Here is a 20,537-nt window from a genome sequence, read left to right as displayed (position 1 = left end):
GCAAGCCGGCACGCGCGCCCCATGGCCGACGGCCGCGGGGCGAGGCGTCGTGGCCGGCCGTGCGCACGGCCGCGTCGGGCCGTCGTCACCCGTGCCGTCCGCCGCCTGCCCCCCAAGTGCTGTGCACGGGCCGTCGCCTGACTGGGCGTCGGCGTCCAGCCGCGTCACCGCGCGAAAGTCCGAAGAGCCGCCGGGGCCTGCTCCCGGCCCCCACCGCCCCCACGGGCGCCCCCCGCCACGGGCCGGGGCCCTGCGCACCGCCCCTGCGCACCGCAGCCGTCGCCCCGGTGCCACCGCGGGCCCCCGTACCACCCGACGCACCGGCCCGTCCGCGCCCGGCGCCGCGTCAACCGCCCGCCGCTGGTGCGAAGTTCCTGCTGAAACGCCTCTGACCGCACATCACGACCCCGTCACGATCATCATGTTGGAAGCGCTGCCTCCCTTGCCGCTGTCTGTGGCGCGGCAGTAGACCAGAGCGCACAGAACAGCGCTCGCATCAGCGTGCGACACCATGCAAAGAAGAACGGGGACGTGATGCGCAGGACTCTTCGTCAGTCGGGCAACGCCGGGGAGCGGGTGTCCAGAGCCGGTACCATCCGAGCTGCGGCCGCCTTGGTCACGGGTGCGCTCGTGCTCTCCCTCAGCGCCTGCGGCGGTGACGACGGCAGCGACTCGGGCAAGGGGGCGGCCGGTGGCGCGGCGAAGACCGCGACGACGGTCAAGCTGCCCAAGCTGGACGGTACGAAGCTGGAGGTCTCGGCCGTGTGGTCGGGCGTGGAGGCGGCGAACTTCAAGAAGGTGCTCACGGAGTTCGAGAAGCGCACCGGCGCCGAGGTGACATACGTGCCGGCGCAGGACCCCATCATCAACTTCCTCGGCTCGAAGATAGCGGGCGGTTCACCGCCTGACGTCGCGATGCTGCCGCAGGTCGGCGCCATCAAGCAGGCCGTGGAGAAGAAGTGGGCCAAGCCCGCCGGACCCGAGGCGGTCGCCCAACTGAAGAAGAACTACTCGCCGGGCTGGCAGGACATCGGCAAGGTCGACGGCAAGCAGTACGGGGTCTACTTCAAGGCCGCCAACAAGTCCCTGATCTGGTACAACACCAAGGTCTTCGAGAACGCGGGGGCCAAGGAGCCGAAGACCTGGAAGGAACTGCTGACCACCGCCCAGACGATCTACGACTCGGGCGTCACCCCGATGTCGATCGGCGGCGCGGACGGCTGGGTGCTCACCGACTGGTTCGAGAACATCTACCTCTCGCAGGCCGGACCGGAGAAGTACGACCAGCTCGCGCAGCGCAAGATCAAGTGGACGGACCCGTCGGTCAAGCAGGCGCTGACCACGCTCGCGCAACTGTGGGGCAAGCAGGACTACATCGCGGGCGGCGCCGACGGTGCGCTGCAGACCGAGTTCCCGAAGTCGGTCACCCAGACGTTCACGGGCGGCGACCAGCCGAAGGCGGGCATGGTCTTCGAGGCGGACTTCGCCGGGGCCAACGTCCAGGAGGCCAAGGCGAAGATCGGCACCGACGCGAAGGTCTTCCCGTTCCCCACGGTGGGTCAGCAGGCGCCGGTGGTCAGCGGCGGTGACGCGGCCGTGGTGCTGAAGGACTCCAAGGCGGCCCAGGCGCTGCTGACGTTCCTCGCCTCCCCGGACGCGGCGACGATCTGGGCCCAGGCGGGCGGCTTCCTCTCCCCCGACAAGAACGTCGACCTCGCGGCGTACCCGAACGCGGAGCAGCGGTCGATGGCGAAGGCGCTGGTCGGCGCCGGGGACGACTTCCGGTACGACATGTCCGACCAGGCACCGCAGTCGTTCGGCGGCACGCCTGGCAAGGGCGAGTGGAAGGACCTCCAGGACTTCCTGAAGAACCCGAAGGACGTCGCGGGCGCGCAGTCCAAGCTGGAGGCCGACGCGGCCAAGGCGTACGGGGGCTGACGGGCGATGACGACGGCTGCCGTGGGAGGCGCCGGCAAGGGCACGGCGCCTCCCGCGAACAAGAAACAGAAGAGCGTGACGGGCACCAGCAGGACGGTGGCGGTGCTCTTCCTGCTGCCCGCGCTGGTGCTGCTGGGCGCGCTCGTGGTCTATCCGATCGGCTACTCCCTGGTCCGCAGTTTCCTGAGTGACTCGGGCGGCGGTTTCGCCGGGTTCGACAACTACAAGGCGCTGTTCACCGACGACGGCATCCTCACCGCGATCAAGAACACCGCGATCTGGGTGGTGGTGGCGCCCGCCGTGGCGACCGCCCTCGGCCTGCTCTTCGCGGTGCTCACCGAGCGGGTGCGCTGGGGCACGGCGTTCAAGCTGATCGTCTTCATGCCGATGGCGATCTCGATGCTGGCCGCCGGGATCATCTTCCGGCTGGTGTACGAGCAGGACCCGGAGCTGGGCGCCGCCAACGCGGTGTGGGTCGGGGTGCACGACACCTTCGCCGAGTCGTCGGCGTTCCCGAAGGCCCACCCGGGCCAGCAGTCGCCGCTGCGGCCCGCGGACGGCGGTGCGTTCCTCACCAAGGACCCGGTGCACACCGGGCAGAAGGTGGCGCTGCCGCTGGTGGGCGTGGCACCGGAGGACATGCCGGACGGCGCGGCGCACGCCAAGGCGGCCGTGGCCGAGCCGGGCAGGATCACCGGGACGACCTGGCAGGACTTCACCCGCGGCAAGGGCGTGGGCACGCGCAACGCAGTGGACGCGTCCGAGTTCGGCTACCCCGGGATGACGATCGAGGCGGTCAGGAACGGCAAGGTGGTGGAGTCGGTCAAGGCCGCGGACGACGGGACGTTCACCCTGTCGGCCAAGGCGGACGGTGCGCTGCTGCGGCTGCCCGCGGCCAACTTCCGCGAGCCCTACAACGGCCTCGAATGGCTCGGCCCGACGCTCGCGACGCCCGCCATCATCGGCTCGTACGTCTGGATGTGGGCCGGTTTCGCGATGGTGCTGATCGCGGCGGGGCTCGCCGGGATGCCCAGGGAGCTGCTGGAGGCCGCCCGGGTGGACGGTGCGAACGAGTGGCAGGTCTTCCGCAGGGTGACGGTGCCGCTGCTGGCGCCGGTGCTCGCGGTGGTCCTGGTCACCTTGATGATCAACGTCCTGAAGATCTTCGACCTGGTCTTCATCATCGCGCCCGGCTCCTCGCAGGACGACGCGAACGTCCTCGCCCTCCAGCTCTACCGCTCGGCCTTCGCCGACGACCGGCCGGGCATCGCCAGCGCCATCTCGATCCTGCTGCTGTTGCTGGTGGTCCCGGTGATGCTGTTCAACATACGCAGGCTCAGGCGGGAGGTGCGGCGGTGAGTACGACGAGTGGGGCCGTGCAGGGCGCGGTCGTGGACGCACCGGTGCCCGTACCGCCCGTCGGCGGTGCCGAGCAGGTGGAGAAGTCGCTGGGCGGGCGGATCGCCGAGGCGCTGCGCGGGGGGCTGCTCCAGGTCTTCCTGATCCTCGTCGGCCTGTTCTGGCTGATGCCGACCGTCGGCCTGCTGTTCTCCTCCCTGCGCACGCCCGTGGACCTGTCGCAGAGTGGCTGGTGGACGGTGTTCAGCGCACCGGCGAAGCTCACCTTCGACAACTACCAGCACCTGCTGGAGAACTCCGCGATCACCGACTCGCTGGTGAACTCGCTGCTGATCACCATCCCGGCGACCGTGCTCGTCGTGGTGATCGGCGCCCTGGCCGGCTACGCCTTCGCCTGGATGGAGTTCCCGGGCCGCGACTGGTGGTTCGTCGCGGTGGTCGGTCTGCTGGTGGTCCCGGTGCAGGTGGCGCTGGTGCCGATCGCGGAGCTGTTCGGCAGCCTCGGCATCTTCGGGTCGCTGTTCGGGGTGATCCTCTTCCACGTGGGCTTCGGCCTGCCGTTCGCGATCTTCCTGCTGCGCAACTTCTTCGCCGAGATACCGAAGGAGTTGCTTGAGGCGGCGCGGCTGGACGGCGCGGGCGAGATCCGGCTGTTCTTCCGTGTCGTGATGCCGCTCGGCGGCCCGGCGGTCGCCTCGCTGGGCATCTTCCAGTTCCTGTGGGTCTGGAACGACATGCTGGTCGCGCTGATCTTCTCCGACTCGAACAGCCAGCCGATCACGGTGGCGCTCCAGACGCAGGTGCGGCAGTTCGGCAACAACGTCGACGTCCTGGCGCCCGGCGCGTTCATCTCGATGGTGATCCCGTTGGCGGTGTTCTTCGCCTTCCAGCGGCAGTTCGTGTCCGGAGTGATGGCGGGCGCGGTGAAGTAGGCGGACGGCGCCCCGGCCGGCGGGGCGCCGAGGGGCGGGGCGGACCGGCGGCGGTCCGCCCCGCTCTGCGTTGGGCGTCCGCGGCTCCCGTGGCCCGTGCACCGCACGCCGCGCGCCGCTGCCACGGATGGCCTAACCGCCGGTCAGTCGACCCTATATGGGCACAATATGATGTATGCCCGAATCATCCAGCCCTGCCGTACCGCCCGCCGTGCCGTCCGACGTTCCCCTGCCCGCGCCCAGGTTCAGCGTCATCGTCCCGGGTCACGGGGTTGCGGGACGGCTGGCGCAGACACTGGACTCCGTGCTCGGGCAGCGGCTGGACCCGAGCCGGCCGGCCGGCGCCCCCGGACGGGACGGGGCGGGCCACGGGGCCGGGGACACCGCCGCGCCCGCCGTCGAGGTGATCGCGGTCTGTGCCGCGGCCGACTCGCTGGACGCCTGCGTCGCGGAGCGCCTCGCACGGCGGGACGCCCGGGTGCGGCCCGTCTGGTCACCGCCGGAGGCCGGGCTCAGCGGGGCGCGCAACACCGGGCTCACCGCCGCCAGGGGCGACTACGTCCTCTTCCTGGACGGCGACGACACGCTGGCCCCGGGAGCGCTGCACGCGGTGGAGGCCCGGTTGCGCCGGACGGGTGACGTGGACGTGCTCTACCTGGGACACGAACGCGTCCACTGGTGGAAGGGCCCCCAACCCGGCGACTCGCCCGGCGCGGAACAGCTCGCCCACGCGCCGGAAGGCGCCTTCGCGCCGGAGGAGGCGCCGGCGCTGACGGGCACGGCGCTGCCCGCGTGGAGCGCCGTGCACCGCCGGGCGTTCCTGGCCGCACACTCCCTCGCCTTCCCCGCCGGCTTCTACACGGACATCGGCTGGGGCGGCCTCGAACTGCTGGCGGCCCGCCGGGTGGCGGTGCTGCCGCGGGTGTGCGTACGGCATCTGCTGCGCCGGCAGGGCAGCCGGCTGCGGCAGCCGGGCGAGCACCACTTCGACCTGCTCGACCAGGTGGACCTGGTCCTCACCCGGGCCCGCCGGGGGCCCCGCGGCACCGCGCACGCGCTCACCGCGGCCCGGCTGCACGCCCTGTTCGCCGAACTCACGGCCCAGATGCTGCGCACCGCGGCGGCCGCACCGATCCTGCTGCCCGACGGCGCGGGCCGGCTGTTCTTCGAGCGGGCGGGCGAGCTGTACCGGCGGCACCGGCCGATCGGCTTCCACCCGCCGCTCGGGCGGCTCGGCGTCCAGCACCGACTGCTGGCCACCGGCTCCTACCGGGCGTTCGCAGCGCTGCGCGGGGCGCGTCGCGGCGCTCGGCGCGCCGCCCGGGGTGCGGCCTCCTCGGCGACCCGGGTGCGCGCCCACCGGCGCCGCCACCACGCCCTCTACCAGGCTGCCCTGCGCCGCCCCGTCGACGAGAACCTGGCCGTGTACTGCGCCTACTGGGGCCGTGGCTACGCCTGCAACCCCGCCGCCGTCCACGCCGCCGCCCGGCGTCTGGCACCGCACATCCGCTCGGTCTTCCTGGTCACCGAGGACGCCGTGGACCGGATGCCCGAAGGCGTCGAGCACGCCGTGCTCGGCACTCCGCGTTCCTGGGAGCTGCTGGCCCGCGCCAAGTACCTGATCAACAACGCCAACTTCGCGGGCGCCGTCGTCAAGCGCCCCGGCACCGTCCACCTCCAGACCCAGCACGGCACCCCGCTGAAGAAGATGGGCATCGAGCAGGCGGAGTACCCGGTGGTGGCGGCGCAGAGCGGAAGCTTCGGGGGGCTGCTGTCCCGGGTGGACCGCTGGGACTTCAACCTCTCCTCCAACCGGCACTCCAGCGAGGTCTGGGAGCGGGAGTTCCCGGCCGGCTACGAGATGCTGGAGTACGGCTACCCGCGCAACGACGTCTACCAGAGCGCGAGCGCCGCCGACGTGGCCCGGATCCGCCGTGAGCTGGGCGTGCCCGAGGACCGCACGGCGATCCTGTACGCGCCCACGCACCGCGACTACCGGACGGCCTTCCGCGCGCACCTCGACCTGGAGGCGTTCTGCGCCGCCGCGGGCGAGGAGTTCGTCGTACTGCTGCGGGCGCACTACTTCTACGAGGACGACGGGCCGGGCCCCGGCGGGCCGCCCGGCGGCGGCCGCGTCATCGACGTGACCGGCCACCGCAGCGCCGAGGAGGTCTGCCTGGCGGCGGACGCACTGGTCACCGACTACTCGTCGATCATGTTCGACTACGCCAACCTGGACCGCCCGATCGTGGTGTACGCGGACGACTGGGACGTCTACCGGGAGACCCGGGGCGTCACGTTCGACCTGATGGCCCACCCGCCGGGCCCGGTGGCCGGGACCGAGGAGGAGCTGGCCGGGATCTTCCGGGACGGCTCGTGGGCGGGGCCGCGCTCCACCGAGCTGCGGGGCCGGTTCCGGGAGCGCTTCTGCACGTTCGACGACGGACATGCCGCGGAACGGGTGGTGCGCCGGGTGCTGCTGGGGGAGCCGCCGGGGGCGCTGCCGCCGCTGGTGCCGCTCGCCGAGCGCACCCCGGCCCCCGCCGCCCGCCCCGCCCCGCGCTCCCACCCCGGCCCCGGCCCCGGTGCGGACCGCCCACAGGCCGGCGCGGCACCCGGCGCCGGTGCCCGTCCGCCGGCCGTGCCCGCCCCCACCACGGAGAAGAGCTGACCGTGCCCCGTTTCAGCGTCATCGTCCCCGTCTTCAAGGTGCAGGGGTACCTGCGCGCCTGCCTGGACTCGGTGCTCGGCCAGTCGTTCGCGGACGTCGAGGTGATCGCCGTCGACGACTGCTCCCCGGACGGCTGCGGCGCCATCCTCGACGAGTACGCGGCCCGCGACCCGCGCGTGAAGGTGCTGCACCTGGCGGAGAACGTCGGCCTCGGCCGGGCCCGCAACGCCGGGCTGCCGGACGCCACCGGCGACTACGTCCTCTTCCTGGACAGCGACGACTCGTACACGCCCGGCCTGCTCGCGGCCGCCGACGAACGGCTCGCCGCCACCGGCGACCCCGACATCCTCTGCTTCGACCACGTGCGCACGCACTGGTGGGGCACCAGCGGCCGCAGCGCGTCCGCGGACCTCCTGGAGCAGGCCGGCACGGACACCGTCCGCATCCGGTCGAACCCCGAGTACCTGCGGCTCTTCCTGGTCGCCTGGAACAAGGCGTACCGCAGGGACTTCTACCTGGCGCACGACTTCGCCTACGCGCCCGGCCTCTACGAGGACGCGCCGGTGACCTACCGGGCGATGGTCACCGCGGAGCGCATCGCGTGCCTGGACCGGGTCGGGGTGGAGTACCGGCAGCGGCGGCAGGGCGCGATCACCCGCACGCCGGGCCGCAAGCACTTCGACATCTTCACCCAGTACGAGCGGCTCTTCGCCGAGCTGGACGCACGGCCGGAACTGGCCTGGTCCCGGCCGCTGCTGTTCGAGCGGGCGCTGGACCACATGCTGTTCACCCTGGCCAGGGCGGAACGGGTGATGCCCGAGGACCGCGAGGAGTTCCACTCCCGCATCGCCGCCTTCCACCACCGCAGGCGGCCGCCGGGCTTCACTCCGCCGGGCGGGCTGCGCGGCGCCGAGATGCGGCTGCTCGCCACCGCCCCGTACTCGGCCCACCGGGCACTGCACCGGCTGAACGCCGTCCGGGGCGCGGTGCTGCGGCGCGGGTCGCGCCGGGTGCGGGAGGCGGTGTCGGCACGGGCCGGCGCCCGCTACTACGCGGACCGGCTGCGCCGCCCGCTCGATCCGCGCCTCGCGGTCTACGCCTCGGGCCACCACCAGGGCATGTCGGGCGACCCGGCGGCGATCTACGCCCGCGCCCGCGAGCTCGCGCCGCACCTGCGCGGAGTGTGGGTGGTCCGCCCGGAGGCCGAGGAGCGGCTGCCGCGGGACGTGGAGCGGGTCACGGTCGGCTCGCGCCGCTACTACGACCTGATGGCCCGGGCGACGTACTGGGTGAACAACGTCAACTGGCCGGGCGGCCTGGTCAAGCGGGAGGGCGCCGTGCACGTCCACACCCACCTGGGCACCCCGCTGAAGCACATGGCGCTCGACCTGCTGGATCGGCCGGGCGCGCGGTACGGCTTCGACGTACGGGCCATGCTGCGGCGCAGCGACCGCTGGGACGTCAGCCTGGCCGCCGGCCGCTACGCGGAGGAGGTCTGGCAGCGCGCCTACCCGTGCCGCTTCCGCTCCCTGCGCTCAGGCAGCCCCCGCAACGACGTCCTGGTGCGCGGCGACGCGGCCCGCGCGGCCGCCACCCGCGAACGGCTCGGCGTCCCGGACGGCGCCGAGGTGGTGCTGTACGCGCCGACGCCGCGGGACTACCGCCGGGGACGGTACGTCGAGCGGATCGACCTTGAGCGGCTCGCGGCGGCCCTCGGCCCCGGCAGGACGCTGGTGCTGCGGCTGCACCCGAGCCTGGCCGACCACCCGGCGCGCGCACTGCTCCCCCGCGATCTGCACCGCCGCGGGCTCCTGGTGGACGCCACCGACGAGCCGTCCGTCGAGGACCTGATGCTCGCCTCCCACGCGCTGATCACCGACTACTCGGCGCTGATGTTCGACTATGTGCTGCTGGACCGGCCGGTGGTCGTGCACGCCGACGACTGGGCCGCCTACCGCGCGGTGCGCGGCGCCTACTTCGACATCACCGCCGAGCCGCCGGGCCATGTCACGAGGAGCATCGAGGAGCTGGCGGAGCTGTTCGCCACCGGTGCCTGGCGCGACGCGGAGTCGACGCGCCTGCGGGCCGCGTTCCGGGACCGGTTCTGCGAGTGCGAGGACGGGCACGCGGCGGAACGGGTGGTGCGCCAGGTGATGCTGGGCGAGCCGGAGTTCGCGCGCGGCGCCGGGCCCTTCCTGGTGTCCGGGACGCAGGTGGCCGCGCCGTCCCCCGCGCAGCCGTCCTCCGCGCCCGCCCCGCCGTCGGAGCGGGATCCCGCGCCCGCCCCGCCCTCCGACCCGGGCGCCGGGCCACCGTCCGCCGGACCGGGTCCGCTCGGCAACCCTGTCTCGGGGGCGGGTGAGCGGTGAGCGGAGGTCCCGGCACGCTCACCCCCGCCGGTTCCGGGCCGGCCCGGTGGCCCGCACCGCCGGCCGCGGCGGCCCGCCGTCCCGCCGCGCTCCGCTGGTGGCCGGCCGCACTGGTCGCGGGGCCGGTGGCCGCCCTCTTCGTGCTCGGCTACCGCAGGCGCTGGATCTGCGACGACGGCATGATCTACCTCCGTCCGGTGCGGCAGGTGCTGGCAGGGCACGGGCCGGTGTTCAACGCCGGGGAGCGCGCGGAGAGTTCGACGGGCGCGATCTGGCAGTGGCTGCTGACGCTGGCCACCTGGCTCACCGGCGCCGACCCCGCGTTCCTCGCGGTCGGCGTGGGCCTCGCGCTGAGCACCGCCGGGTACGCCCTCGCACTGGCCGCCACCTGCCGGGCGTACGGGGTGCGGGCGCGCGCCGCCGGAACCGGGGCGGGGGCCGGCCGCACGCGCACGCGTACCGCACGCCCCGTCCTCCTGCCCGGGGGCGTCCTCGTGCTGCTCGCCGTGCCGCCGGTCTGGTCGTACATGACCTCCGGTCTGGAGAGCGGGCTCGGCACCTTCTGGACGGGCCTCGTGTGGTGGCTGCTGGTGCGGACCCGGCGCGGGCAGGGGGTGCGGGCGCAGCTCGCGACGGCGTTCGCCTTCGGACTCGGCTGGCTGGTCAGACCGGATCTCGCGGTGGTGGCGGTCTGCTTCCTGTCCGTGCAGTGGTGGCTGCTGCGCCCCGCGCCGGGGCGGACGGCGCGGCTGCTGGGCGCGGCGGCACTGCTCCCGGCGGGCTACGAGGTGTTCCGCGCGGGCTACTACGGCGTCCTGCTGCCGCTGCCCGCCATCGCCAAGGAGGCCGGCGCCAGCGACTGGGGCAGGGGCGCGCGCTACGTCCAGGAGACGCTGGGCCCCTACTGGCTCTGGCCGGCTCTGGCCGTCCTCGCCGCGGTGGCGGGCCATCTGGTGCGGGACGCCCGGCGCACGCGGACGGCGGACGGGAGCGGGGCCGCCCCCCGCTCCGGCGCCCGGGTGGGCGGGGGCCCACTGCCGACGGGCCGTGCGCCGCTCGCCGTGTTCCTCGCGCCGGCCGCCGCCGGTCTGCTCCTCGCCCTGTACGTGATGCGGGTGGGCGGCGACTACATGCACGCGCGGATGATCCTGCCCGCGCTGTTCCTCCTGCTGCTCCCGGTGCTGGTGGTGCCCGCGACCCGGTGCACCGCCGCGGCCGCGGGCCTGCTGCTGGTGTGGGTGGCGGCGGCGGTCGGCCCGCTGCGGCAGCCGTTCGACCTGAACGCGTCCCCGGGCACGTTCAACGTGCGCAGCTCGGACGTGCGCTACACCCACGACCACAATCCGGTGCGCAGCACGAACTGGGTGCGGCACTGGCCCCGGCTGCCGCGCGCGAACGCCATGCTGGCGGCGGCCGTGCGCGGCGGGCGCCCCGTGCTGCTCTACTTCGACGACCGCCGGCGGCTGCACACCACCACGGTGCGCCCCGGCGCCGCGTACCACGTGGTCATGGTGGGCCGTCACCTCGGCGTCACCGGCGCCGCCGTGCCGCTCGACGGCTACGTGAACGACGCCTGGGGCCTGGCCAGTCCCATCGGTGCGCACCTGGCGCTGGAGCGGTGGGCCTGGCCGGGGCACGAGAAGTTCCTGCGCAACGAGTGGATCTTCGCGGACTGGGCGGTGCGCTCGCCGTCCGCGGCGGATCTGCGGTACGCGGGCACCGGGCGCGCCGAGGTGCTGGCGGCGCGCAGGGCGCTGGGCTGCGGACGGCTCGCGGAGCTGAGGGACTCGGTCCGCGCACCGCTCACCCCGGCCCGGTTCTGGCAGAACCTGGCCGGGTCCTGGGACCGCACCCACTTCCGCTTCGCCCGCGCCCCGCACCGCGCCGTGCGGGAACTGTGCGGCGAACGGCACTGAGCGCGCGGGAGCGCCGACCGGGGCGCCGTGGCGCGGCCCGGCGCGGTGGCCGCGGGCCCGCGCCGGAGCACGGCGGGCGTCCCGCGGCGGGCGTCCCGCGGGGATCGCCCGCGGGGGCAGGGGGCAGTCGGCGCGGGCAGGGGCCAGCCTGCGCGGGCAGGGGGCAGTCGGCGCGGGCAGGGGCCAGCCGGGACGGGCGGCCCGGGCCCGCGCTCGGGCCCGCAGCCGGGCCGACGGTGGTGGAGCACGGTCAGCCGGCGCGGGCGGCGGGCGGTTGCCGGTCGGCGGGGCCCGCGAGGTCGGCCTGCGCCCTGATGTGGGCGGCGTAGGTGGCCCACGTGTCCTGGGACAGGAAGTGGCCGACGCCGGGCAGCGTGAGCAACCGGGCGCCGGGCACGGCGGCGGCGGTGTCGCGCGCGGCCGAGACCCGCAGCAGCGGGTCCTGCCTGCCGTGCAGCACCAGGGTCGGCGCGGTGATGTCCGCGAGCGGCCCGCCGTGCCAGGTGGCGCCGATCTGGCGGCTCTGCGCCCGCTGGTCGCGGAAGCTCGGCACGTGGTGCTCGGCCTCCCTGGCCACGAACTCGCTGACGTCCGCCTCGCCCACGCTCCGGCCCGGCGCGGCCAGGATGCGGGCGACGGCCACGGCGAGGGCCAGGTTGCCCTCGGGGGTGTCGGGCTGCCGCAGCCGGGCGAACCGCAGCAGCGGCCCCGGGCGGACGTAGCGCAGTACCCGCAGGCCCCTGGCGTCGCTCGGCACGGCGGCCGAGGTGGTCAGGCTGCGCACCCGGTCGGGATGGCGGATCGCGGTGCGCTGGGCCACCAGGCCGCCCAGGGAGTGCCCGAAGAGATGGGCGCGCCGCCAGCCGACGGCGTCCAGCACGGCGACCGCGTCGTCGGTCAGCTCCTCGGCGCCGTACGCCGGGGCCGTCCTGCGCAGCAGGGCACGGACGGGCGGCCCGGCGGGCCGCCCCGGCAGGCGCCCCGACTCCCCCGCGTCCCGCTGGTCGTAGGCGACCACGTGGAAGTCGCGGCGCACCAGTTCGCGGACGAGTCCGAGCGGCCACCAGAACCGCGACGTGCCCAGCCCCATGAACAGCAGCAGCGGGTCGCCGCCGCGGCCTCCGAGGTCCTCGTAGGCGATCCGCACATCGCCGTTGTACGCGTAGTGCGCCATGGTGACTCCTCCCCCGGTTCGGCAACGCCCGACAGCGGCTCAGCCCGTATCGGCCGCTTCGCAGGCGTTGTTCGCAAGCACTGTTCGCAAACACCTGTTCGCGAACCGAGTTCGCGAACCCCTTTCGCGAACACTGTACGCGAAGAGGTAGGCTGGCCACAACGACGGAGGTGGCAGTGCCAGGGCAGCAGGAACCGGTGATCTGGATGCGACCCGCACGGGCGCCGCTCGGACGCCCGGCCGAGCGCAGCCGGGCCGAAATCACCGCGGCCGCTGTGGAGCTGGCCGACCGGCAGGGGCTCGACGCCGTCTCCATGCGCAGGGTCGCCGCCGCACTGAACACCGGCGCGGCCTCGCTCTACCGCTACGTCGCCACCCGCGACGACCTGCTCGACCTGATGATCGACAGCACGGCGAGCGAGTACGACCTGCCCGCGCCTACCGGCGACTGGCAGGCCGACCTGCTCACCGTCGCCCGTCAGGCCAGGGACATCATGCGCCGCCACCCCTGGCTGCCGCACCTGGTCATCACCCGCCCCACAGTCGGGCCGCAGGGCGTCGACCTGCTCGAACACGTACTTGACGCACTCGCCGACCACCCGGCCGACGCCGCCGCCAAGCTGGAGGCCTTCGCGCTCCTGTGCGCCCTGACCGCGCTCTTCGTCCAGAACGAACTGGCCGCCGCCGACCCCGGCTCCGCCCGGCAGACCGCGTACCTGCGCCACGCGGCCGCCCTGGGCGACCACCCCCGCATCAGCGCCCTGCTCGCGACGGCCCCGCCCGCCGTCACCCCCGCCGCCGGCGCCGCGGACCGGATGGAGACCGTGCTCGTCCGCGCGCTGACGGGAGTGCTCGCCTGACGCCCGCCGGGCGCCGGCACCCACGCGCCCGCGGGACGGCGCCCCCGCCCGGCACCCACCACCCCGGCGCCCGCCGCACGTCACCCCCGGCCCCGGGCCGCCCCCCTGCCGGATCACAGCGGACCCCCGATCCGGTACGCCGCGCCCTGAGCCGCCCCGAAGATCACCCCTGGGAGTGAACCGAGGCAAAGTCTGCCGTGGTAATGGGCAAAGGGGACAAATGCGTTCCCGTTGCCCGTCGGCACCGTCGGCGGCCTACGAAAGGTCCGTGCCGTGCAACCGCGTCTCAGCGTCGTCGTGTCGATCCGCAACACCGCGGAGTACCTGACGGAGTGCCTGGAGTCGATCGCCGGGCAGACCCTGTCGTGCGTGGAGGCCGTGCTCGTCGACGACGGTTCCACCGACGACAGTCCGCGCATCGCGGAGGACTTCGCCACCCGTGATCCGCGTTTCCGCCTGGTGCGGCAGCAGCACGCCGGACTGAGCGCCGCACGCAACCGGGGCGTGCGCGAGACGCCGCGCACCGTCGAGTTCCTGGCCTTCGCCAACGGCGACGACGTCCTCCCGCACGACGCCTACGCCCGCCTGATCGCCAGCCTGGACACCACGGGCTCCGCCTTCGCGGCCGGCAACGTCTGGCAGCTCGGCCGGTACGGGCGGCGCCAGGAGCCCGCGTACCACTGGCTCACCGAGAGCCGGCCCCGTACGCACATCACCCGCACCCCGCGGCTGCTCGCCGACCGCACGGCCCGGAACAAGGTCTTCCGGCGCGCCTTCTGGAACCGGCACGCCCTGTCCTTCCCCGAGGGCAGGCAGTACGCGTCGACCCGGGTGACGATCCCCGCGCACTTCCTCGCCGGCTCCGTCGACCTGCTCAGGGAGCACGTCTCCTACCAGCGGGCGCGGCAGGGCGCGGGCGCCGCGCTGCACGCCGACGCCAAGGCGGTGCGCGACCGGATCGCGGCCTGCGAGCACATCAGCCGCTTCCTCTCCGTGCAGCAGCCCGCGCACCGGGAGGCGTACGACGCGTCGTGCCTGCGCGGCGACCTGGTGCCGTTCCTGGAGGCGCTGCCCTCGGCCGGGCGCGCGTACCGGGAGGCGTTCCTCGCCGCGGCCCCGGACTTCGTGGCCCACGCCGCGCCCGCCGCGCTGGACGGGCTGCCCGCGGGCCTGCGCGTGAAATGGCACCTGGTGCGCGAGCGCCGGCTGCCGGAACTGCTCGACCTGCTCACGTCGGGGCCCGGCTGCGACACCGCCTTCCGGGTCCGCGGCCGGCTGCTGCGGCACGGCGTCTTCCCGCACCCGGGCGGCGCGGACGGCGGCGAGCCTGCCGCGGCCCGGGACGGGCGTGCCGGCTCGGCCGGAGAGCGGTCGGGCGGCCCGGACCCGCTGCGGGCGCCGCGGGCCGCCGACGTGGTGGAGACGGTGACCCGGCTGTCCCGCGACGAGCTGGACGGTGTCGCACGGGTCCGCGAGACCACCTGGGACGACGCGGGCCGCCTCGTCGTCAGGGGCTATGCGTACATCCGCAACCTGGAGGCCGCGACACCCGGCCAGTCGGCCAGGACCGGCGTCCTGACCTGCGCCCGCGACCAGGGCCTGCCGGGGGTGCGGGGCGTGCCGGGCGTCAGGGGGATCAGAGGGATCAGGGGTGTGCCGCGGGTGCGCCTGGTGGCCACCCGCAGCGTCCTCGATCCGGGCGCCACCGCCGACTCGGGGCAAGTGCTGCACTGCTACGACCACGCCGGCTTCGAGATGACAGTCGACCTGGCGAAACTCAGGGTCAGAGGTCGCTGGACACCCGGCAGGTGGACGCTGGGCGTGCTGGTCGCGGGCCGCGGCACGGTGCGCCACGCCCCCTTGCGCGCACTCGACGCGGCCACCGCGCAGTGGACCGTGCGCGACCTCGACGAGGACCGGGAGGGTGGACGGCTGCGGCTCGAACTCGGCTTCGAGGAGGGCGGGCTGACGCTCGGTGTCGTCGAGTGCCCGGCACGCGTCGAGGGCCACCACCGCGACGGGGCCGACGTGGTCTTCGTCGGACAGGTGTACGCGCAGGGGGTCGAGGCCCTGCGGCTGTCCCGCCCCGACGGTCCGGACGGAACCGGAAGCGGAAGCGGAATGGTGATCGAGGCACCGCTCGCCCCCGAGGACGGCCGCTTCGCGCTCCGGGTGCCGCTCGCCCAGCTCGCCGCCGTACCGCCCCCGGCGCACCGTGCCCCCAAGGAGGTGCCGCCGCCCTGTACCGAACCCTGGCGGGCCGAGCTGGTCATGGCGGACGGGAGCCTGGCGCCGCCGGCCGCCCTGCCGGGGCTGCCGCCCGGCCGGTACGCCCTGGCCGACGGCCGAGAGCTGTGCGCCACCGCCGACGACCGCGGCCGGCTCCGGGTCGAGCTGACCCGCCGTCCGATCGCCGACACGCTGTTCTGGGCCGACGACGGCACACTCACGATCAGCGGGACGGTGGGGGCGGCAGGGGCCCGGGCCCGGACGGCTCTGGCGGGCGGTGCGTCGGGCCCGTTCGCCGCGCTTGGCGCGTTCGGCGCGGCGGAGGCGGAACTGGTGCTGAGGCACGAGGTGCTGGACGAGGAGGTGACGGTACCGCTGGTGAGGACGGCCCCGCAGGCGCCGCCCTCCGGAGCCGCCGCCTCCGGGGCGGACCCGTCCGCGGCCGTACCCGAGGGTGACGCCTCCCCCGCGGACCTTCCCCCTGTGGACCCTCCCTCCGCCGCCGACAACGCTCCGGAAACGGAGGCGGAAACGGAGGCGGAAGGGGAGGCAGAAGGGGAAGGGAAAGCGAAAGCGGGAACGGAGGCGGTGAGGGGGGCTGGAACGGAGGCGGGAGGCGAGGAGGCAGCGGAGGCCGGAACAGACACGGGGGCCGTGCCCGCGAACCCCGCGCCCGCCGCGGCGGACCCCGCGCAGGCACTGCCCGCCCCGTTCCCCTCCGGCCCGGGTGCACGCTTCTCCGCGACGCTGCACCCGGCCGCGGACGTGCTCGGCGAGGGCCGCTGGTACGCCTTCGTACGGGAGCGGGCACCGGAGCCGGGCACGGCGTCCGACGCGGCCCCTGCCGACGCCCCTGCCACCGCGCCCCCTGCCGGCACCACCGCTGCCACCGGGACCACTCCCGCCCCCGGCAGCGACACCGGCTCCGGCACCGGCACCGGCACAGCAGGTGCCGGCGCCCCCGCCGTCGAGTTCCCGCTGCGCGTCCTCGGCCCGCTCGCCGCCGCGCTGCCGGCCCGGTACGAGGGCCGGGACCGGGAGTTCACGGTACAGCGCAGGCACGGGGACCACCTCGTCGTCGAGGCCGGTTCCGCCCTGCCCGCAGCGGAGCGCGGCGCCTACCGGCGGCACCGGCTGCGCACCACGCACTACCCGCGCCGGCGCGAGGAGCCGCTGCGTGACGCGGTGCTCTACGCCGCGGGCCGCGGAGACGACTCGCTGCGTGCCGTGCACGAGGAGCTGGTGCGGCGCGGCAGCGAGGTTGAGCACCTGTGGGTCACCCGCGATCTGCGTACGCACGTGCCGCCCGCGGCGCGCGCGGTGGTGGAGCACAGCGCCGCCTGGTACGAGGCGCTGGCCCGCTCCCGCCGCATCATCGCCTGCGACCACCTGCCGGACTTCTTCGAGCGCAGGGACGGGCAGACGGTCGTGCAGACCTGGCACGGCGTGCCGCTCAAGCGGATCGGTGCCGACCTCGCCGGTTCGCGGTTCGCGGACCACGCGCACGTCGAGGCGCTGCCGCGGCTGGTCGCGCAGTGGAGCGTCCTGGTGGTGCCGAACCGCTTCGCGATCGGGCCGCTGACCCGCGCGCTCGGCTACGACGGGGAACTGCTCCAGGCGGGTGCGCCGCGCAACGACGTCCTCTTCGCCGCGGACCGCGACAAGACCGCCGAGCGGGTGCGTGCGGAACTGGGCATCGAACCCGGACGGCGGGTGGTGCTGTACGCGCCGACGTACCGGGACCACCACGGCCGGCCGGCCGGGGCCGCGGGCCCCGCGCAGGGCACGCAGGGGCCGGACGGCGCCGGCCGGACCGGCTCGGGCGCCGGATTCCGGTACGCGTACGAGCCGGCCTTCGACTTCCGTGCCGCCGAGCGTGCGCTCGGCGATGACCACGTGCTGCTGGTGCGCAGGCACCCCCTTGCGTGGGGCCGCCTCCCCGGGGCGCGCGCCCCGTTCGTGCGCGACGTCACGCACCACCCGCGCACCGGAGAGCTGCTGCTGATCGCCGACGTCCTGGTCACGGACTACTCGTCGCTGATGTTCGACTTCGCCCACACGGGTCGTCCGATGCTGTTCCACACCTATGACCTGGAGCACTACCGGGACACGGTCCGCGGCTTCACGCTCGACTTCGAGGCCCGTGCCCCGGGCCCCCTGCTCACCTCCACCGACGAGGTCCTCGCCGCCCTGCGCGGCCTGGACATGCTGGCCGAGCGGCACACCGACGCGTACGCCGCGTTCCGCGACGCCTACTGCGACCTGGACGACGGCCACGCGGCGGCCCGGGTGGCGGACCGGTTGCTGCGCTGAGCACGCACCGCGGCCGGCGCCCCGCCGCCGTGCCGTGCGGGCACTGCCCGCACCGCGGCCGACGCCCGGCCGCGGTGCGGTGTGAGCGCTCGCGGTCCCGTCACCACCGGACGGCCGTGAAGTCGATGGGCCCCGGCCGCAACTGCCGTGTGCGTTCCGTCAGGCCGCGCAGCCGCAGCGCCATGTCGTCGGCGGGCAGCCGGCGGCGGTCCCCGTGCCCGGGCAGGATCCACTCGAAGCGCAGCTTCGGGGCCGTCCTGGCCAGCGAGGCGGCCAGTTCCTCGATGGAGTACCAGGTCACGCTCTCCACCACCTCGAGATCGCCCGTGGTGCGCGACCAGTAGAGGCTGTCGCCGCTGAAGCAGTACCGGTCGTCGGCGAGGTACAGCACGCTCCCCCTGGTGTGCCCCGGCAGTGGGTGGACGGTCACCCCCTCGCCGACCTCGACGGGTTCGAGGCCCCTGATCACCTGGTCCGCGTCCGGTGCCGCGTCGAGGTCGCCCTCGTGGATCCAGAGCCGGGCACCGAAGTGGTCGGCGTAGCGACGGCCGTGCGCGGCGTGGTCCCGGTGGGTGAGCAGCACATCGGTGACGGGACCGAACGCCGTGTAGCGCTCGGCCAGTTCGGCGCTCCAGCGCGGTGTGTCGATCATCATCGCGGTGCCGGACGGACGCGGCAGCAGGTAGGAGTTGGCCCCTGCGGTGTGCCGCGAGTTGTGCCCGCAGAGCAGCACACCGTCGTCCAGGGCCATCGGGAACGGGTCGGATCCCTGGTCGAGCGGCCCGGACGGGGGCCGGATCGAGCGGGTGGGGCAGGCGAAGGCGGCGGCGTGCAGGGCGCGTGCCTCCGCCTCGTCGCGCGGCGGGCGCAGGATCCGCGACCTGCCGCCGACGTCGCCGATCAGCTCGGGCGCCAACTGCCGGGCGACGTCGCAGTTGATGCAGCGGTCGTCCACGTACCAGCGGTCCACGACTGGACTCCTTCCAGGAGAACGGCCCCGGCCGGGGCCGCCGTCTCCGGGATAACCCGCCCGCAGCCGGAACCGGTAGACGTTGCCGATCTTGTACTTCGGCCCCCGTCCCACTCTCTACCCGTCCGGTAATCGGGCCATACAGGATCATTCAGCACGTTGCCCACCGCGGCCGGTCGCACGAGCGACGCGGCGGGTGGGACGCACATCACCCCCGACTTCCTGTCACACAGGGGGCGGTGCCGGTCAGTAGGGTGTGTCTGCTCACTCGGCGGATGAGATCACCCCGGAATGAGGCCCGGGCAAACGCCGTCGAGCGCTTCGAACCCGGAGCAGTTCGTCACCGCAGGGCCCTCCGCACCGCCGTCAACGCGTACCAACCGCACCAAGGCCGTCGACCGGGAGCCTGCCAGGGGCACCTGTCCGGCAGGCCCGGCCGGGACCGGATCGCCCGGACACGGCCACCGACCACCCCTCCGTTCCGCACCCGACCGACGTCGCGCGCCGGAGCGGCCCGGTGCGCCCGCCGCCCATCAAGGAGAAGACGCATGTCCCAGCCCCTCCCGTTCGTCATCGACCCCACCGGTGCCGACCGGCACGCGGAACACCGGGCCCTGCGGGCCCGCGGTCCGGCCACCCCCGTGGACATCCTCGGCGTGCGCGCCTGGGCGGTCAGCGACCCGGCCCTCCTTAAGACCCTGCTCACCAGCCCCGACGTCTCCAAGGACGGCCGCGCCCACTGGCCGGCCTTCCAGGAGGCGGCCGGCACATGGCCGCTCGCCCTGTGGATCGCGGTGAAGAACATGTTCATCGCGTACGGCGCCGACCACCGGAGATTACGGCGGATGGTCGCCCCCGCTTTCAGTGCGCGCCGCATCGCCGAGCTGAAGCCGACCGTCGAGGCAATGGTCAGCGAGCTGATCGACGACCTTGCCGGGGTGCCCGTAGGCCAGGTGGTGAACCTTCGCGAGCGGCTGGCCTACCCGCTGCCCATCGCCGTGATCGGCCATCTGATGGGTGTGCCGGAGGACCAGCGGGACGATTTCCGGCAGCTCGTCGACAACGTCTTCGACAGTACGCTCACGCCCGAGCAGGCCCAGGCCAACACCGCGCGCCTCTTCGAGAGCGCCGACCAGTTGATCGCCGACAAGCGCCGCGACCCCGGCGACGACATGACCTCCCTCCTCATCGCCGCCCGCGACGAGGAGTCCGACGGCACCGGCTTCACCGACGAGGAACTGCGTGACACGCTGCTCCTGATGATCAACGCCGGGTACGAGACGACCGTCAACGTCATCGACCAGGCCGTCTACGCGATGCTGACGTCCCCCGACCAGCTCCGTCTCGTCCGCACCGGACAGGCCACCTGGGAGGACGTGGTGGAGGAGACCCTTCGCCACGAGCCCGCCATCAAGTACCTGCCGCTGCGCTCGCCGTCACCGATGTCGATCTGCCCGACGGGCAGGTCATCTCCGCGGGGGACGCCGTCCTCGCCGCGTACGCGGCCGCCAACCGCCACCCGGAGTGGCACGGCCCGGACGCCGACACCTTCGACGTCACCCGCAGGGTCAAGGACCACCTGGCCTTCGGCTACGGCGTGCACTTCTGCCTCGGCGCCCCGCTGGCCCGCCTAGAGGTCGCGGAGGCCCTGCGCCAGCTCTTCGAGCGGTTCCCCACCATGTCACTCGCCGCACCGGCGGACGCGTTGCGGCCGGTGCCCACCCTCATCAGCAACGGCCACCAGCGACTCCCCGTGCGCCTGAGCGCCGCCGGGTAGCGCGAGAGGGTCCGCGGGCACCGGCGCGC

The 20,537-nt window shown here is 74.3% G+C and carries 10 protein-coding genes and 1 pseudogene; 9 read left to right on the top strand and 2 right to left on the bottom strand.

The window, feature by feature from the left end:
- Positions 1–534 precede the first annotated feature (534 nt).
- The 6 genes from IE313_RS10590 (at position 535) to IE313_RS10565 (ending at position 11,185) form a co-directional block, all read left to right on the top strand.
- Positions 535–1,938, top strand: coding sequence for an ABC transporter substrate-binding protein (locus IE313_RS10590; RefSeq protein ID WP_189930747.1), 1,404 nt, complete (start codon positions 535–537; stop codon positions 1,936–1,938).
- Between the two features lie 75 nt (positions 1,939–2,013).
- The gene (locus IE313_RS10585) at positions 2,014–3,297 is read left to right on the top strand and encodes a carbohydrate ABC transporter permease (RefSeq protein ID WP_229924545.1); all 1,284 of its coding nucleotides are present in this window, start codon (positions 2,014–2,016) and stop codon (positions 3,295–3,297) included.
- 44 nt (positions 3,298–3,341) lie between these two features.
- Entirely contained in the window at positions 3,342–4,229 is an 888-nt protein-coding gene (locus IE313_RS10580) for a carbohydrate ABC transporter permease (RefSeq protein ID WP_229924544.1), read from the top strand.
- Positions 4,230–4,404: 175 nt separating this feature from the next.
- Complete coding sequence (locus IE313_RS10575) at positions 4,405–6,900, top strand: bifunctional glycosyltransferase/CDP-glycerol:glycerophosphate glycerophosphotransferase (protein ID WP_189930744.1); 2,496 nt, start codon at positions 4,405–4,407, stop codon at positions 6,898–6,900.
- 2 nt (positions 6,901–6,902) lie between these two features.
- Positions 6,903–9,269 (top strand): bifunctional glycosyltransferase/CDP-glycerol:glycerophosphate glycerophosphotransferase, encoded by a 2,367-nt coding sequence (locus tag IE313_RS10570; RefSeq protein WP_189930743.1) that lies wholly within the window; start codon positions 6,903–6,905, stop codon positions 9,267–9,269.
- Positions 9,266–11,185, top strand: coding sequence for an arabinofuranosyltransferase AftB family protein (locus IE313_RS10565; protein ID WP_229924522.1), 1,920 nt, complete (start codon positions 9,266–9,268; stop codon positions 11,183–11,185). The genes IE313_RS10570 and IE313_RS10565 overlap by 4 nt, the downstream gene beginning before the upstream one ends.
- Before the next feature lie 250 nt (positions 11,186–11,435).
- Here IE313_RS10565 and IE313_RS10560 read toward each other — a convergent pair whose 3' ends face one another.
- Entirely contained in the window at positions 11,436–12,359 is a 924-nt protein-coding gene (locus IE313_RS10560) for an alpha/beta fold hydrolase (protein ID WP_189930742.1), read from the bottom strand.
- A gap of 176 nt (positions 12,360–12,535) precedes the next feature.
- Between IE313_RS10560 and IE313_RS10555 the strand changes: the two genes are divergently transcribed.
- Both IE313_RS10555 and IE313_RS35960 read left to right on the top strand, forming a co-directional pair.
- Entirely contained in the window at positions 12,536–13,219 is a 684-nt protein-coding gene (locus tag IE313_RS10555; protein ID WP_229924521.1) for a TetR/AcrR family transcriptional regulator, read from the top strand.
- Between the two features lie 273 nt (positions 13,220–13,492).
- Positions 13,493–17,761, top strand: coding sequence for a CDP-glycerol glycerophosphotransferase family protein (locus tag IE313_RS35960; protein ID WP_189930741.1), 4,269 nt, complete (start codon positions 13,493–13,495; stop codon positions 17,759–17,761).
- Between the two features lie 100 nt (positions 17,762–17,861).
- Here the strand turns inward: IE313_RS35960 and IE313_RS10545 are convergent, their stop codons facing one another.
- Positions 17,862–18,731: an MBL fold metallo-hydrolase gene (locus tag IE313_RS10545; RefSeq protein WP_189930740.1), complete on the bottom strand. Its 870-nt coding sequence runs from the start codon at positions 18,729–18,731 to the stop codon at positions 17,862–17,864.
- 548 nt (positions 18,732–19,279) lie between these two features.
- Between IE313_RS10545 and IE313_RS10540 the strand changes: the two are divergent.
- Positions 19,280–20,508 (top strand): annotated as a pseudogene (locus IE313_RS10540) (cytochrome P450 family protein).
- Positions 20,509–20,537: the final 29 nt, after the last annotated feature.

Source organism: Streptomyces sulfonofaciens (genome assembly GCF_014656295.1).
Taxonomy (GTDB): Bacteria; Actinomycetota; Actinomycetes; order Streptomycetales; family Streptomycetaceae; genus Streptomyces; species Streptomyces sulfonofaciens.
This window is presented reverse-complemented; position numbering and strand designations above follow the sequence as displayed.

Coding starts and splice junctions, on each gene's coding strand:
- IE313_RS10590 (WP_189930747.1), top strand. CDS start 535: ATGCGCAGGACTCTTCGTCAGTCGGGCAACGCCGGGGAGCGGGTGTCC.
- IE313_RS10575 (WP_189930744.1), top strand. CDS start 4,405: ATGCCCGAATCATCCAGCCCTGCCGTACCGCCCGCCGTGCCGTCCGAC.
- IE313_RS10560 (WP_189930742.1), bottom strand. CDS start 12,359: ATGGCGCACTACGCGTACAACGGCGATGTGCGGATCGCCTACGAGGAC.